The organism is Streptomyces sp. NPDC029836 (assembly GCF_055574495.1).
Genome location: NZ_JBVHZI010000007.1, coordinates 109,662 through 123,810 on the forward strand (window position 1 = coordinate 109,662; position 14,149 = coordinate 123,810).

The 14,149-nt window shown below is 74.1% G+C and carries 15 protein-coding genes; 8 read left to right on the forward strand and 7 right to left on the reverse strand.

Annotated elements, in window-relative coordinates; all coding sequences use genetic code 11:
- The first annotated feature begins 58 nt into the window (after positions 1–58).
- The 3 genes from ACZ4XJ_RS21195 to ACZ4XJ_RS21205 all read left to right on the forward strand — a co-directional run bounded on the left by ACZ4XJ_RS21195 (position 59) and on the right by ACZ4XJ_RS21205 (position 2,334).
- Positions 59–1,210 carry an acyl-CoA dehydrogenase family protein gene (locus ACZ4XJ_RS21195; RefSeq protein WP_362877311.1) on the forward strand — a complete coding sequence of 384 codons (1,152 nt, stop codon included), beginning with the start codon at positions 59–61 and terminating at the stop codon, positions 1,208–1,210.
- Between the two features lie 59 nt (positions 1,211–1,269).
- The gene (locus ACZ4XJ_RS21200) at positions 1,270–1,575 is read left to right on the forward strand and encodes a YiaA/YiaB family inner membrane protein (protein WP_362877310.1); all 306 of its coding nucleotides are present in this window, start codon (positions 1,270–1,272) and stop codon (positions 1,573–1,575) included.
- A gap of 120 nt (positions 1,576–1,695) precedes the next feature.
- Positions 1,696–2,334 (forward strand): TetR/AcrR family transcriptional regulator, encoded by a 639-nt coding sequence (locus tag ACZ4XJ_RS21205; protein WP_468497019.1) that lies wholly within the window; start codon positions 1,696–1,698, stop codon positions 2,332–2,334.
- Here ACZ4XJ_RS21205 and ACZ4XJ_RS21210 read toward each other — a convergent pair.
- Positions 2,325–2,786, reverse strand: a complete 462-nt coding sequence (locus tag ACZ4XJ_RS21210) for a MaoC family dehydratase (protein ID WP_362877308.1) — start codon at positions 2,784–2,786, stop codon at positions 2,325–2,327. The genes ACZ4XJ_RS21205 and ACZ4XJ_RS21210 overlap by 10 nt on opposite strands.
- Before the next feature lie 137 nt (positions 2,787–2,923).
- Here ACZ4XJ_RS21210 and soxR point away from each other — a divergent pair, with 137 nt between their 5' ends.
- Positions 2,924–3,373, forward strand: a complete 450-nt coding sequence (gene soxR, locus ACZ4XJ_RS21215) for a redox-sensitive transcriptional activator SoxR (protein ID WP_362877307.1) — start codon at positions 2,924–2,926, stop codon at positions 3,371–3,373.
- Positions 3,374–3,395: 22 nt separating this feature from the next.
- Here soxR and ACZ4XJ_RS21220 read toward each other — a convergent pair whose 3' ends face one another.
- The 4 genes from ACZ4XJ_RS21220 to ACZ4XJ_RS21235 all read right to left on the reverse strand — a co-directional run bounded on the left by ACZ4XJ_RS21220 (position 3,396) and on the right by ACZ4XJ_RS21235 (position 8,001).
- The gene (locus tag ACZ4XJ_RS21220; RefSeq protein WP_468497020.1) at positions 3,396–4,193 is read right to left on the reverse strand and encodes a 3-keto-5-aminohexanoate cleavage protein; all 798 of its coding nucleotides are present in this window, start codon (positions 4,191–4,193) and stop codon (positions 3,396–3,398) included.
- Between the two features lie 112 nt (positions 4,194–4,305).
- On the reverse strand, positions 4,306–4,908 hold the full coding sequence (locus tag ACZ4XJ_RS21225; protein ID WP_362877305.1) for a hypothetical protein: 603 nt from the start codon (positions 4,906–4,908) through the stop codon (positions 4,306–4,308).
- 147 nt (positions 4,909–5,055) lie between these two features.
- The gene (locus tag ACZ4XJ_RS21230) at positions 5,056–6,609 is read right to left on the reverse strand and encodes a serine-threonine protein kinase (RefSeq protein WP_468497021.1); all 1,554 of its coding nucleotides are present in this window, start codon (positions 6,607–6,609) and stop codon (positions 5,056–5,058) included.
- 102 nt (positions 6,610–6,711) lie between these two features.
- Positions 6,712–8,001, reverse strand: coding sequence for an exo-beta-N-acetylmuramidase NamZ family protein (locus ACZ4XJ_RS21235; RefSeq protein WP_468497022.1), 1,290 nt, complete (start codon positions 7,999–8,001; stop codon positions 6,712–6,714).
- Between the two features lie 183 nt (positions 8,002–8,184).
- On the opposite strand from ACZ4XJ_RS21235, the gene ACZ4XJ_RS21240 reads away from it, so the two are divergent.
- The 3 genes from ACZ4XJ_RS21240 to ACZ4XJ_RS21250 all read left to right on the forward strand — a co-directional run bounded on the left by ACZ4XJ_RS21240 (position 8,185) and on the right by ACZ4XJ_RS21250 (position 11,735).
- Positions 8,185–8,949 carry an SDR family oxidoreductase gene (locus ACZ4XJ_RS21240; protein WP_468497023.1) on the forward strand — a complete coding sequence of 255 codons (765 nt, stop codon included), beginning with the start codon at positions 8,185–8,187 and terminating at the stop codon, positions 8,947–8,949.
- Between the two features lie 113 nt (positions 8,950–9,062).
- On the forward strand, positions 9,063–11,063 hold the full coding sequence (locus ACZ4XJ_RS21245; RefSeq protein ID WP_468497024.1) for a class I adenylate-forming enzyme family protein: 2,001 nt from the start codon (positions 9,063–9,065) through the stop codon (positions 11,061–11,063).
- A gap of 60 nt (positions 11,064–11,123) precedes the next feature.
- Positions 11,124–11,735 carry a TetR/AcrR family transcriptional regulator gene (locus tag ACZ4XJ_RS21250; protein ID WP_362877301.1) on the forward strand — a complete coding sequence of 204 codons (612 nt, stop codon included), beginning with the start codon at positions 11,124–11,126 and terminating at the stop codon, positions 11,733–11,735.
- 13 nt (positions 11,736–11,748) lie between these two features.
- Here ACZ4XJ_RS21250 and ACZ4XJ_RS21255 read toward each other — a convergent pair whose 3' ends face one another.
- A complete protein-coding gene (locus tag ACZ4XJ_RS21255) occupies positions 11,749–12,858 on the reverse strand; it encodes an alkene reductase (protein ID WP_468497025.1) in 1,110 nt (369 codons plus the stop codon).
- Positions 12,859–12,919: 61 nt separating this feature from the next.
- Here ACZ4XJ_RS21255 and ACZ4XJ_RS21260 point away from each other — a divergent pair, with 61 nt between their 5' ends.
- On the forward strand, positions 12,920–13,300 hold the full coding sequence (locus ACZ4XJ_RS21260) for a MerR family transcriptional regulator (RefSeq protein WP_468497151.1): 381 nt from the start codon (positions 12,920–12,922) through the stop codon (positions 13,298–13,300).
- A 15-nt stretch (positions 13,301–13,315) separates the two neighbouring features.
- On the opposite strand, the gene ACZ4XJ_RS21265 is transcribed toward ACZ4XJ_RS21260, so the two are convergent.
- Positions 13,316–13,957 carry an acetate uptake transporter gene (locus tag ACZ4XJ_RS21265; protein ID WP_468497026.1) on the reverse strand — a complete coding sequence of 214 codons (642 nt, stop codon included), beginning with the start codon at positions 13,955–13,957 and terminating at the stop codon, positions 13,316–13,318.
- Positions 13,958–14,149: the final 192 nt, after the last annotated feature.

Consider the following 14,149-nt stretch of genomic DNA (forward strand, 5'->3'; position numbering starts at 1 on the left):
CCCGTCATAAACTACCGGTGCTAGTTAAAGGCCGGTCGAGACGCCCCGGAGGTGCCCGGTGAACCTGGAGCCGAGCGAGGAGCAGAGCGCCGTACGCCGACTGGCCCGCGCGTTCACCGAGCGCGAGATCGTCCCGTACGCCGCCGCGTGGGACCGGGCCGAGAGCGTGGACCGGGGCATCGTGAAGAAGCTCGGCGACGTCGGGTTCCTGGGCCTGACGGTGCCCGAGGAATACGGCGGTTCGGGCGGGGACCACCTCTCCTACGCCCTGGTCACCGAGGAACTCGGCCGCGGCGACTCCGCCGTGCGCGGCATCGTCTCCGTCTCCCTCGGCCTTGTCGCCAAGACCATCGCCGCCTGGGGCGACGAGGCGCAGAAGCGGGACTGGCTTCCCCGACTGTGCTCCGGCGAGGCCCTCGGCTGCTTCGGCCTGACCGAGCCCGGTACCGGCTCCGACGCGGGCAACCTCACCACCCGGGCCGTGCGCGAGGGGGACGCGTACGTCATCAGCGGCAGCAAGATGTTCATCACCAACGGCACCTGGGCCGACGTCGTCCTCCTCTTCGCCCGCACCGACGACACCCCCGGCCACCGCGGGATCTCCGCCTTCCTGGTGCCCGCCGACGCCCCCGGCCTCACCCGCCGCGAGGTCCACGGGAAGTTGGGCCTGCGCGGCCAGGCCACCGCCGAACTCGTCCTCGACGGCGTCCGCGTGCCCGCCTCCGCCATGCTCGGCCCCGAGGGCAAGGGCTTCTCCGTCGCCATGTCGGCACTGGCCAAGGGGCGGATGTCGGTCGCCGCGGGCTGCGTCGGCATCGCCCAGGCGGCGCTGGACGCCGCCGTCTCGTACGCCGCGCAGCGCGAGCAGTTCGGCAAGCCGATCGCCCAGCACCAGCTCGTCCAGGAACTCATCGCCGACATCTCGGTCGACGTGGACGCGGCCCGGCTGCTGACCTGGCGCGTCGCCGACCTCATCGACCGCGGGCAGCCCTTCGCCACCGAGTCCTCCACCGCCAAGCTCTTCGCCTCGGAAGCCGCCGTGCGCGCCGCCGGCAACGCCCTCCAGGTGCACGGCGGCTACGGCTACATCGACGAGTACCCCGTCGGCAAACTGCTGCGCGACGCCCGCGTGATGACCCTCTACGAGGGCACCAGCCAGATCCAGAAGCTGCTGATCGGCCGCGCCCGCACGGGGGTCTCCGCTTTCTGAGTACCCGGCTGAGTACCTGCGCCCATGTGCGCCCGGCCGTCGCCGCCGATGCTGGAGCCATGAACGAGACACCGGTCAAGCAGCAGAACACGGGGGCGTACTACGGCCAGGCCGTCGCCTCCTTCGGCGTCGCCATCGCCGCCGTGGCGCTGGGGATCTACAACATGGACGCCGACGGCTGGGTCCGCGCCTTCCTCGGCATCGCGGTGCTCTACCTCACCACCTCGGCGTTCACCCTCGCCAAGGTGATCAGGGACCGTCAGGAGGTGACGCAGATCGTCACCCGCGTCGACCAGGCCCGGATGGAGAAGATCATGACGGGCTACGACCCCTTCGCGCCGAAGCCCCCCACCCAGGACCGCTGACCGCGCGGTCCGGGACGCTCCCGTCACGCCACGCCCACCCCTGCCCGTCCGGCGCGGCTAAGCGCTTGCTCACCCTCCGGTAGGGTGTTCCTTCCTACAAGAGGAAGAGGTGGACGGGCCATGGACAGCGCGGCGGAAACCGGCGGATACCAGCCGTGGTCGGAGGTCACCCCCGACGCCGCGCGGCGGCTGCTCGTCGCCGCCGTCGAGGCCTTCGCCGAGCGCGGCTACCACGCGACCACCACCCGGGACATCGCCGGCCGGGCCGGGATGAGTCCGGCCGCGCTCTACATCCACTACAAGACCAAGGAAGAACTGCTCCACCGGATCAGTCGCATCGGTCACGACAAGGCGCTGGAGATCCTGGAAACCGCCGCCTCCGGCCCGGGCGCCGCCGCCGAGCGGCTCGACGGCGCCGTACGGTCCTTCGTCGGCTGGCACGCGGCGCACCACACCACCGCCCGCGTGGTCCAGTACGAGCTCGACGCCCTCGCACCCGAGCACCGCTCCGAGATCGTGGCCCTGCGCCGGCGGAGCGACGCGGCCGTACGACGGATCCTCGCCGACGGCGTACGGGCGGGGGAGTTCGCGGTGCCGGACGTCCCGGGCACCACCCTCGCCGTGCTGTCCCTGTGCATCGACGTGGCCCGCTGGTTCAGCGCGGCCGGACCGCGCACGCCCGACGAGGTCGGCGCGCTCTACGCCGACCTCGTGCTGCGCATGGTGAGCGCGGCCCCCGCCGCGTCCGCTCAGAAGTAGTAGCGGGACACCGACTCCGCCACGCACACCGGCTTTTCGGCGCCCTCGCGCTCCACCGTCACCGTCGCGGCGACCTGCACGCCCTCGCCGACCTCGGTGACCGACGTGATCAGCGCGGTGGCGCGCAGCCGCGAACCTACCGGCACCGGAGCGGGGAAGCGGACCTTGTCCACGCCGTAGTTGATGCCCATCCGCATGCCCTCGACCCGCATGATCTGCGGCACCAGGCTCGGCAGCAGCGACAGCGTCAGGTAGCCGTGCGCGATCGTCGAACCGAACGGCCCGGAAGCCGCCCGCTCGGGGTCCACGTGGATCCACTGGTGGTCGCCCGTCGCGTCGGCGAACAGGTCGATCCGCTTTTGGTCCACCTCCAGCCATCCGCTCGGGCCGAGCGGCTCGCCGATGCCGGCGCGCAGTTCCTCGGCGGATGTGAAGATCCTCGGATCGGCCATGCCCTGCCCCTGTCGGTAGACGTCTCCCACGCGGTCCTCAAGCCTGCTCGCCCGGCACACTCAGACGAATAAGCGTTTGCTCAGCATGCTGCGCCGCGTGTGTGAATGTCAACGCACCTCCGACTAGGCTCGGCAGGGTGCCGCAGATTCCCGAGAAGATCCACGAACTCACCGTCGGTCAGCTGTCCGCGCGCAGTGGAGCCGCCGTCTCAGCCCTCCACTTCTACGAGACGAAGGGCCTGATCAGCAGCCGCCGCACCTCCGGCAACCAGCGCCGCTACAGCCGTGACGCGCTGCGCCGGGTCGCGTTCGTACGCGCCGCTCAACGGGTGGGCATTCCGCTCGCCGACATCGGCGAGGCGCTGTCCCAACTGCCGGAAGGGCGCACGCCGAACCGCGAGGACTGGGCCCGCCTGTCGGAGGCCTGGCGATCCGAACTCGACCAGCGCATCGAGCAACTCAGTGATCTCCGCGACCGTTTGACGGACTGCATCGGCTGCGGCTGCCTCTCCATGAAGACCTGCGCGCTGTCCAACCCGGACGATGTCTTCGGCGACCGCATGACCGGCTCACGGCTCGCTTACTGACACCCGCCGCCCGCACCGGTACTCACCGCCCCGCCCGACCGGCGGACGCCGGAGCCCCCGCCGGACCGGCCTCGGCGGTGATCTCCCGGGCCGCCGCCACCAGTTCGGCGTTCGACCGGGCCGGGCGGCCGTCCGGCAGGTGGAGAACCTCTCCTACGCCGATCCGCGCACCGGCGCCGCACCGGGAGGCCAGCCGCAACACGGGCCAAGCGGCTCCGTCCTTCCCGTACAGCAGCACGGGTACGGGAGGCAGCCACCGCAGCCCCGCCACCAACGCGGGATCCGCCCGCGCCAGCTCCGCCACCAGCCGCACCCGCCCGTGGTCGGCCGGGGCCCACGCCAGGAAACGGGCCAGTGGCCCGGGCCCGGCACCGCCGCCCAGCGGTACCACCGCGTCCACCGCAACCCCGCGCGCCAACAGGGCCGAACCCAGCTCGTACGCGCCGGCTTCGGCGAAGGACACCGTCGCCCGGTCCGGCAGCACCTCCCAGCACCGCACCCGCTCCAGCCGCCCCGCCGGATCCGGCTCCGCGGCGACGGAAGCGGGCACCGTCAGGGGGACCCGGACCCCCGCGCCGCGCAACTCCTCCAGCAGTGGCCCCACCACCCGGGGCGAGAGGCCCTCCCGGCCGCACGGGGTCCGCGGGTGCACCAGTACCTCGCCGGCCCCGGCGGCGACCGCGGCCAACGCCGACTCCGCCAGCGCCCGCGGCGACATCGGTACGGCCGCCCCGTCGGCGGCGCCCCGCGACCCGTTGAGCCCGACCTGAAGCACCCGGGCCACACCGGCCGACCCCACCGCATCGGCCGTCCCGCTCACACCGGCCGTCCCAACACCATCGGCCGTCCCGTTCACACCGGCCGTCCCGCTCACACCGGCCGCCTCGCCGACCCCGGCCGCCCGGCCCGCCGAAGCCCCCGTCCCGCCCCGGTCACGCCGCGTCCGCCGAAGCCGGGCGCACCACCGCCGCGTAAGCCAGGGCGGGTCTCGGCACCACGATGCCGCAGCCCCCGCACACCGGGCCGTCCCACGACCAGGCCCCGGCCCAGTCGCCGTGCCGGGCCGCCGGTACGGACGGCCAGCGCAACTCCTCCTCGCCGCACACCGGACACGAGGTGCCCGGCTCCGACTCCAGCGCTGTCACCAGCCGCCGCAGAACCTCGCCCAGCGTGCCCTCCGGCCGCACCCACGGGTCGGCGCAGCGCACCACCGCGTCCCCGTTGCCGCCCCAGGCCCACTCCGGGCGGCGCACCCCGTCGTGCTTCTCACGTCTGCGTCGCGCCGCGAACAACTTCTCGTACTCCAACCAGACCGCCCGCGCCTCTTCCAGTTCCTCCAGCGCCGCGACGAGCCGCAACGGGTCCGCACCCCGGTCCTCGGGAGCGATCCCGTGCCGGTCGCACAGGTGCCACCACGTCGCGCGGTGCCCGTACGGGGCGAACCGTTCCAGGCAGCGGCGCAACGAATGGCGCCGCAGGGCCCGGTCGTTGCGCGCGTCGCGCACCTGATAGGCCAGACTTCGAAAACCCGCCATCGCACCTTCACCTCCGCCGTCCCCCCACACCCGTGCCCGTGCCACTCCGTCGAACGAAGCAGCCCGCCCCGACGTGCCCAACATGCCCTGCGGGATGTGGGCGCATGCGGGGGCGGTCGAGGCGTATAGGTGGCACATGGCCGAATTTCAGCGCCCCATGCGCCCCGCGGACACCACGAGCCGGGCGAGTTCCTCGTGGCAGATGTCACTGTGCGCCCCCGACGGGGGCCCGCCCCGGCGCACCACGGACCCGGCGTCGACGCTGACGCAGCCCCTCTCCGGCAGCCCGTCGCGCAGCGCGGCGGCGAGGCCCAGCCGGGGCGCGCCCGGCAGGGCCCGCACCCCGTCGTGCCCGATCGCGCCCCACCGCTCGTCGAAACCGAGAAGTCCGGCCGAATCCCCCGCCATCCGGGAGGCCAGCGGGTAGAACACCCCGAGCGAGGAGTCGTGGGCGGAATGACAGGCCACGACCGGCCCGTCCACCCGGCGCTGCAGCCCGCGCAGGGCTCCGCCGCGACGCGGGTCATGGGGCAGCCGGTCGCTGAAGGCGTAGTGGGAGAAGGCCCCTTGGAGGAGCGTCAACGACTTGGGGTTCCGCCCCCCGTCGGGCAGGGACCGTAGCGCGAAGGAGACCACGCGGGCACCGAAGCTGTGGCCGATCAGGTGGACCCGAAGGGCGGGCCGGCGTCCGGCCAGGTCCGCCAGGACCGGTCCGAGTCCGAGTTCCCCGACCACCCCGGCCCGCTTCTTCATCTCGTAGTACGTGGCCTGCCGCAGCAGTTCCTTGGCCCCGCTCCACAGGGACCGCAGTCCGCCCCCGAGCGCGAGGCCCGACGCCCCGGAAGGTGCGGGCGCGGCGTCCGGTGCGGCGTCCCGCCCGCCCCCGACCTGCTCCAGCGCGTCCGCGAGGGTCCGGCAGACCGCCAGCACGTCCTCGGCGAAAATGGCCGGTACGTCGTGCCGCGCGGTCCCGTCGGCCGCCCCGGCCGGCGTCGGGGGCGGGGCCGGCATCGGGCCCAGCAGGTTGACGGGCGTACCGACCCGGTCGGCCCGCAGCAGTTCCCGTACGAGCGCCCCGAACTCGACGAGGGCCGCCGCAGAGTCCGGCCGGTTCTCCAACAGCTCGGCGATCCGCCCGAGTTCCGCCTCGCGGCCCGGCCAGAACCTCGCCAGGGCCCGCCGCGTGTCGGGGTCCAGGACCGTGCCGAACCCCGGCAGGGGCAGGGCGCCGGGTGCCTCGAAGTCGGGTATCGGCTCGTCGGAGAACCGGATCGACGGCCAGACGACGCCCACGTACCCGAGCCGCACCCCCGTCCCCACCAGCTCCGGGAAGGGAGCGAAGAACCGGTCGTAGAGCCGGGTCGCCGTCGACCGGTCGCTGTTCCAGCCGTGGGCGAAGACCAGCAGGTCCGTCGCCTCGATCCGGGCCACCGTCTCCCGGGCCGCCGGATCCACGTCGCCCTGCGCGTCGAAGGTCAGCTCCCGGTACGGGCCGACGCCGATGCCCGCAGCGGTCGCGGTCGCGGCCGGGCCGGCCGCCGTGACGCCGAACCCGCTCCAGCGCCCGGTCGCCGCCGGGGCCCGGCTCCCGGTCCTCGTACCGGTGAAGCCCCTGCCCCCCGCCCCGGTGCGGCTCGCGCCGCCCGTCCCCGTCCCCGTCCCCGTCCCGCCGTCGGATCCGCCCGGCCGTCCACCCGCCATGGGTCCCCCTCCGCGCCGCCCCTGTGGTGCTTGCAGCATCCCGCCGCTCGGGCCGCCCGACCAGTCCCGCGACGCCCCGGATCGGGGGCGGCCGCCCGTCGCTCAGGGATAGAGCAGGTACTTCTCCCGTACGGCCGCGAAACGCGCCAGTCCGGCAGCCCAGTCGTCCACGACCTCCTGCACCCCGGCCCCGGCGTCCACCAGCGTGCGCACCCGGTCCGAGCCCGTCAGCCGGTCGATCCAGTGATCGGAGCGCCAGGCGAACCCGGACCACACCCGGCGCGCGGTGACCAGCAGCCCGACCCCGGTCAGCACCGGATCGAAGGCGTCCCGGTCGTGCACGATCAGCCGGACCCCGCCACACACCTTCCCGGTGTGCTTGGAGAAGGAAGGGGTGAACCACGTCTCGCGGAACCACACTCCCGGCAGCTCCAGGCCGTTCGCCGCCTCGGCCCACCGCCGGTCGACGCCCTCCGCGCCCACCACCTCGAACGGGGTGGTCGTGCCCCGGCCCTCCGACAGGTTGGTCCCCTCGAACAGACAGGTCCCGGCGTACGCCAGTGCCGTGTCCGGAGTCGGCACGTTCGGGCTCGGCGGCACCCACGGCAGCCCGGTCGCCCCGAAGAGCGCATCCCGTCGCCAGCCCGTCATCCGTACCGTCCGCAGCCGCACCGGCCCCTGCGGGAAGGCCGTACCGCTCAGGAACTCGCCGTTGAACAGCAGCGCCAGTTCGGCCGCCGTCATCCCGTGCGCGAGCGCGATCGGCTCCCGGCCGACGAAGCTCGCGTACGGCCGCTCCAGCACCGGACCGGCCGGCCGCCGGCCGCCGACCGGGTTCGGCCGGTCCAGCACCACCACGGCCTTGCCCGCGAGGGCGGCCGCGCGCATGCAGTCGTAGAGGGTCCAGACGTACGTGTAGAACCGTGCCCCCACGTCCTGGATGTCGAAGACGACGGTGTCGATGCCGGCCCTCGTGAAGAGGTCCGCGAGCTGCTGCCCGCTGGTGGCGTACGTGTCGTACACGGGCAGCCCGGTCGCCGGGTCCCGCCCCGCCCCCTCCGAGCCGCCCGCCTGCGCCGTGCCGCGGAACCCGTGCTCCGGCCCGAACACGGCGACCAGGTCGACCCGTTCGTCCGCGTGCAGTACGTCGACCAGGTGGCGGGCGTCGGCGGTGATCCCGGTGGGGTTGGTGACCACCCCGATCCGCTGCCCCGCCAGCGCCGCGTACCCGTCGGCGGCGAGCTGCTCGAACCCCGTCCGCACCCGCTCCGCCCGGGGGCCCGTGGCCGGCGCGGCACCGGTGCCCGCCACAGGGCCCGCGCCCGCCCCCAGGGCCCCGACGGCCCCAGCCGCCCCCGCCAGTCCCAGCACCCCGCGTCGTGACAGCGTCATCCGGCCACGCTAGGCGGTCCCCTCCGGATCCTGCCCGACCCACGCCGCCCGGAGGGTGCGCGTCCGCGTGCCGCGTCGGGCGATCACGTACCGCCGAGGGGGCCGTCCCTCTTCCGGCCGGGCATACCGACTGGTTAGTCTGCCGGGGATCGGCCCCCAGGGCAGCGACGAAAGGTGACCCCCGTGAGCACGTACCAGGACCAGCGAGTCGTCGTCACCGGCGCGGGCGGCGGCATCGGCGCGGCCCTCGCCCACCGGTTCGCCGCCGAGGGGGCGACCGTCGTCGTCAACGACCTCGACCCCGCCAAGGCCGCCTCCGTGGCGGACGCGATCGGTCCCCGGGCCATCGCCGTCCCGGGCGACGCCTCCATGGTCGTGGCCGAGGCCAGGGAGGCGCTGGGCGGCGCCGTGGACGTGTACTGCGCCAATGCCGGCCTCGCCTCCGGTGGTGACGCCTTCGCGGACGAGGCCGTCTGGGAGGCGGCCTGGGACACCAATGTGATGGCCCACGTGCGCGCCGCCCGGGCCCTGTTGCCCGACTGGTTGGAGCGCGGCGGCGGCCGCTTCGTGTCCACCGTCTCGGCCGCGGGACTGCTGACCATGATCGGAGCGGCGCCGTACAGTGTCACCAAGCACGGCGCCCTCGCCTTCGCGGAATGGCTCTCGTTGACCTACCGCCACCGGGGCGTGTCGGTCCACGCCATCTGTCCGCAAGGGGTGCGCACCGACATGCTCACCGCCGCCGGATCGGCGGGCGAGCTGGTCCTGGCGCCGACCGCGATCGAACCCGACGCGGTCGTGGAGGCGCTGTTCGACGGCATGGAGAAGGGCCGGTTCTTGATCCTCCCGCACCCCGAGGTGGCGGACTACTACGCCGCGCGCGCCACGGAACCCGACCGCTGGCTGACCGGCATGAACCACCTCCAGCGGAAGTGGGAATCCTCGTGACCGAAGCACCGAGGGCGCCTGGGGCGCCGAAGGCGCCGGGGTTCGAGGGTCCGGGGTTCGAGGCGTCGGCGGTGTTGCCCCGTGCGTCGGTGACTTCGGGGACCGAAGGGGCTGTGCGCGGGGTCCTGGCCGGCCCGGTGCCGGGCGCCGCTACGGTCTCCGTAGCCTCGGCAGCCCTGGCGTCGACCTCCGGCGCCGCCCCCACCGGGTCCCGGTACGCCGCGCGTCCCTGGCTGCGGCAGCTGAGCCCCGCCCAGTTGGCCGGGGTTTCGCCGCAGCCCAGCGTGCTGCACGCGTTCCGGGCGGCCGTCGCCCGCGCCCCCGGCCGCCCGGCCCTCGCGTACTTCGACGGCCGGATCGCCTACGCGGAAGCCGACGCCCTCTCCGACTCCCTCGCCGGGCACCTCGCCGCGCAGGGCGTCGGTCGGGGCGACCGGGTCGCCGTCATGCTGCAGAACAACCCGCACTTCGTGCTCGCGGTGCTGGCCGCGTGGAAGGCCGGGGCGGTGGTCGTCCCGCTCAACCCGATGTACAAGGCCGCCGAGGTCGGGGACGCCCTGCGCGACTCCGGGGCCGCTGCGCTGGTCTGCGCGGAGCCGGCCTGGACGGCGTACCTGCGGGAGGCGGTGCGCGGGACCGGCGTACGGACCGTCCTGACCACCCGCGACCGGGACTTCCAGACCCGCGACGACCCCCGCGTCCTACCCGCACGGCCCGCACAGGCCGAGGCCGCCCAAGCCGCGTCGGCCGGGCCCCCGCCCGCACGTGCCGAGCCCGCGCAGCCCGCGCCCGCACATGCCGAGCCCCGGCACGCCGAGCCCCCGCACCCCGAGCCCGCGCACGGCGGGCCCCGGCACGCCGAGCCCCCGCACGCCTCGCCCACACAGCCCGCGCCCGAGCACCCCGCGCTCGCGCCGGCAGGGTCCGCGCAGCCCGCGCCCGCACATGCCGGGCCCGCGCACGCCGGGCCCCCGCGCCCCCCGGCCCCCACCCCCGTCGACCTCGTCGTCACCGCGCGCCGGGGCCTCCCCGCTCCGCCCGATCCCCGCCTGACCGCCGCCGACCCCGCTCTCATCAGCTACACCTCCGGAACCTCCGGCACTCCCAAGGGCGCCGTGAACCCGCACGGCGCGCTCACGTACAACGCCACCCGCCAGGTCACCGGACACCCCCTCCCCGAGGGCGCCGGCTACTTCGCGCTCGCCCCGCTCTTCCACATCACCGGCATGGTCTGCGAGCTCGCCGCCTGCTTCACCAACGCCGGCACCCTCGTCCTCGCCCACCGCTTCGACGCCGGCGCCGTCCTGGACGCCTTCCTCGAACACCGCCCCGCCTACACCATCGGCCCGGCCACCGCCTTCATCGCGCTCGCCGCCCATCCCGCCGTCACGCGCGAGCACTTCGCCTCCTTCCAGGTGGTCTCCTCCGGCGGCGCACCCCTGCCGCCCGCGCTCGTCGCGCGGCTGCGCGCCGATCTCGGCTTCTACCTGCGCAACGGCTACGGCCTCACCGAGTGCACCGCCCCCTGCGCGTCGGTCCCCGCCCACCTCGAAGCCCCCGTCGACCCCGCCTCCGGCACCCTCTCGGTCGGTGTCCCCGGCGCGCAGACCCTCGTACGGATCCTCGACGAGCACGGCGCCGAGGTGCCCTTCGGCGAGAGCGGCGAGATAGCCGTCCGCGGCCCCCAGGTCGTCCCCGGCTACTGGGGGATGCCCGAGGAGAGCGCGCGGGCCTTCCCGGACGGCGAACTGCGCACCGGGGACGTCGGCTTCATGGACGCGGACGGCTGGCTCTACGTGGTCGACCGGAAGAAGGACATGATCAACGCCGCCGGGTTCAAGGTCTGGCCGCGCGAGGTGGAGGACGTCCTGCACACCCACCCGGCCGTCCTCGACGCGGCCGTCGTCGGGGTCCCCGACCCGTACCGCGGGGAGAGCGTGAAGGCGTACGTGAGCCTGCGGCCGGGCGCCTCGGCGGAGCCGGCCGAACTCGTCGCCCACTGCGCCGAGCGCGTCGCCGCGTACAAGTACCCGCGCGAAGTCGAGATCCTGCCTGTTCTTCCCCGGACGACGAGTGGCAAGATCCTGCGACGGGAACTGCGCGAGCGAGGCTGAAAACAGTTGGATGGTCGTACGACGCAGCAGCTCAGGGATCAGGAAAGGAAGGCGAGCGCCATGACAGCCAGGACCACCACGGAGCCGGCGGAGAACAACCGGGAGACCCCGGTACCGCAGCGGTTGCTGGCCGTGGCCACCAGGCTGTTCGCCGAGCGTGGCTACGACCGCACCTCCGTCCAGGAGATCGTCGAGGCCGCCGGCGTCACCAAGGGGGCGCTCTACCACTACTTCGGGTCGAAGGACGACCTGCTGCACGAGGTGTACGCGCGCATGCTGCGCCTCCAGCAGCAGCGGCTCGACGCGGTGGCCGGATCCGACGCCCCCGTCGAGGAGCGGTTGCGGGCCGCGGCCGCCGACGTGGTGGTCACCACCATCGAGAACCTCGACGACGCGATGATCTTCTTCCGGTCGATGCACCAGCTCAGCCCGGAGAAGTACAAGCAGGTCAGGTCCGAGCGCAGGCGCTACCACGAGCGCTTCCGGGCCCTGGTCGAGGAGGGCCAGCGGACGGGGGTGTTCGTCACGGCCACGCCCGCCGACCTGGTGGTCGACTTCTACTTCGGATCCGTCCACCACCTGTCCACCTGGTACCGCACGGACGGCCCGCTCACCCCGCACCAGGTCGCCGACCACCTCGCCGACCTGCTGCTGCGCTCCCTGCGCCCCTGAGCGGCCGGCCCGCTCACACCCGGGCCAGGGCCGGGTAGTCGGTGTACCCCTCAGCCCCCCGTACGTGCATCAGGAACTCCGGCCGGAGCTCGTTGAGCGGGGCACCGGCGCGCAGCCGTTCCACGAAGTCGGGGTTGGCGAGGAACCCCCGACCCAGCGCGATCAGGTCGGCGCCCGCCCCCAGCAGCCGCTCGGCCCGCCGCCGGCCGCCGTCACCGGAGACCTCCTCGCGCGACAGCGTCGGATTGGCGATCAGGGTGCCCGGCCAGGCCGCGCGGAGCGCGCCGAAGGCGGGCCGGTCCGGGTCGGCGTACACCTGGTGCAGGTACACCGGCCCGAGCTCGGCCAGGGCCCGGGTGAGCGCCGGGTAGATCTCCTCGGTGTCGCCCTCCTCGATGCCGTTGACCCCCGCTCCGGGAGAGACGCGTACGCCCACCCGGTCCGCGCCGATCGCCCCGATCACGGCCCGGACCACCTCGACGGTGAAGCGGATCCGGTGCTGTACGGGGCCGCCCCACTCGTCGGTGCGGCGGTTCGTGTTCCGCGCGAGGAACTGGTGGAGCAGGTGGCCGTTGGCGGAGTGCACCTCCACGCCGGCGAACCCCGCCGCGACGGCGTTGCGGGCGGCGGTCGCGAAGTCGGCGATGGTGGTGCGGATGTCCTCGCCGGTCATCTCGCGCGGCGGCACGGCGTCCTGGAGCCCGGACGGCGTGTGCAGCGGCTCCGGGAAGCGGACCGCGGACGGGGCGAGCGGGACGTGCCCGCTGGTGTCGGGGTGCCCGACCCGGCCGCCGTGCTGGAGTTGGAGGAACATCCGCCCACCGGCCGCGCGCACGGCGTCGGTGACCCGCTGCCAGCCGGCGATCTGCGCGGGGGAGCGGATGCCGGGGATGTACGGGTACGTCTGTCCGACGGCGTTCGGCGTGGTGCCCTCGGCGATGATCAACGCGGCCGATGCGCGCTGCGCGTAGTGCTCGGCCATGAGCGCGCCCGGCACTCCGTCGGCGTCCGCGCGGTTGCGCGTCAGCGGCGCCATCACCAGGCGACCGGGCAGTTCCAGGTTGCCGAGGCGGACGGGTTCGAAGAGGCGGGAGGCGGCGGGTACCTGCTCGGTGTGCGTCATGCCGGTACCGTAGAACCTCACATTGATGTCAGGTTCAAGCCTTCGGGGCGGGGGACGGGCCGTGCGGATCGGCGAACTGGCGGCGCGCACCGGGGTCGGCGCGCGGTCGCTGCGCTACTACGAGGAACAGGGCCTGCTGGTGTCCGACCGGACGCCGGGCGGCCACCGCGACTACCCCGAGCCGGCAGTCGACCGGGTGATCCGGATCCAGGAGCTGTACGCGGCCGGCCTGCACAGCGCGCGGATCGCCCGGATCCTGCCCTGCATGCGCGACGAGGACGGCGGCCCGTCGGTGCGCGCGACCCCGCTGCTGGTGGCCGAACTGACCGCCGAGCGGGAGCGCATCGAGCGGATGATCGGCGACCTGGAGCGCTCCCGCGACGTCCTGGACGAGGTCATCGGCGCCGCCGCCGACCTGCTCGCCGCCGACGGCCCCGCCTGATCCGCTCCCCGGGCCTCAGCCCAGCGGAAGGACCTTGCGGCCCCAGGTCTCCTCGGCCACCACGGCGAAGGAGACGTACCAGGCGATGCCGGCGCAGAGCAGGCCGAGGAAGCCGCCGAGGTGGCCGAGGGCGGCGACCCGGGTGAGGTCGCCGAGCGCCAGGAAGAGGAAGGTCAGGGCGAGCACGGTGAAGAGCAACCGGTGCGCCAGGTCCAGTTTCAGGGCGGCGACGGCCATGTACGCGGTGAAGACGAACCAGGCGATGAGGAACCAGCCGGTCGCGATGTGCGCCTGGCCGGCGGGCAGGGTCGGGACGACGAACTTCACGTAGCCCGCGAAGGACATCCAGAACGCGCCGTACGAGACGAACGCCGTGGTGGCGAAGGTGTTGCCGCGGCGGAACTCCATCGCCCCGGCGACGAACTGCGCGAGGCCGCCGTAGAAGAGGGCGAGCGGCAGGACGACCGCGCTCAGCGCGGTGTCCGCGATCAGGCCCGAGTTGAAGAGGCTGAGCACGAAGGTGGTCAGCGCGAACGCGGCCAGACCCAGCGGGCCGGGGTTGGCGACACGGGGCGCCGGCGCCTGCGGGGAGGCGGCCTGCGCGGAGGTCGGGCCGGCCGGGACGGGGGCGGCCGGGGTCAGGGTGGAGCTGGGCATGGCGATATGCACCTTCGGTGGGGGGATGTTCCGAATATAGCCCACCGTGCGCGGCCCCTCGGACCGGTTCGCCCGGGATCCCGCGGGGCGAAGGTCCCGTTCCGGCGGGGCCGCCCGGCCCCCGCACGCGGACCGGCCCGCCCCCGGCGCGCCCTTGGTGGGGGCGGGCCGAAAGACGGGCCGGTCCGTGGC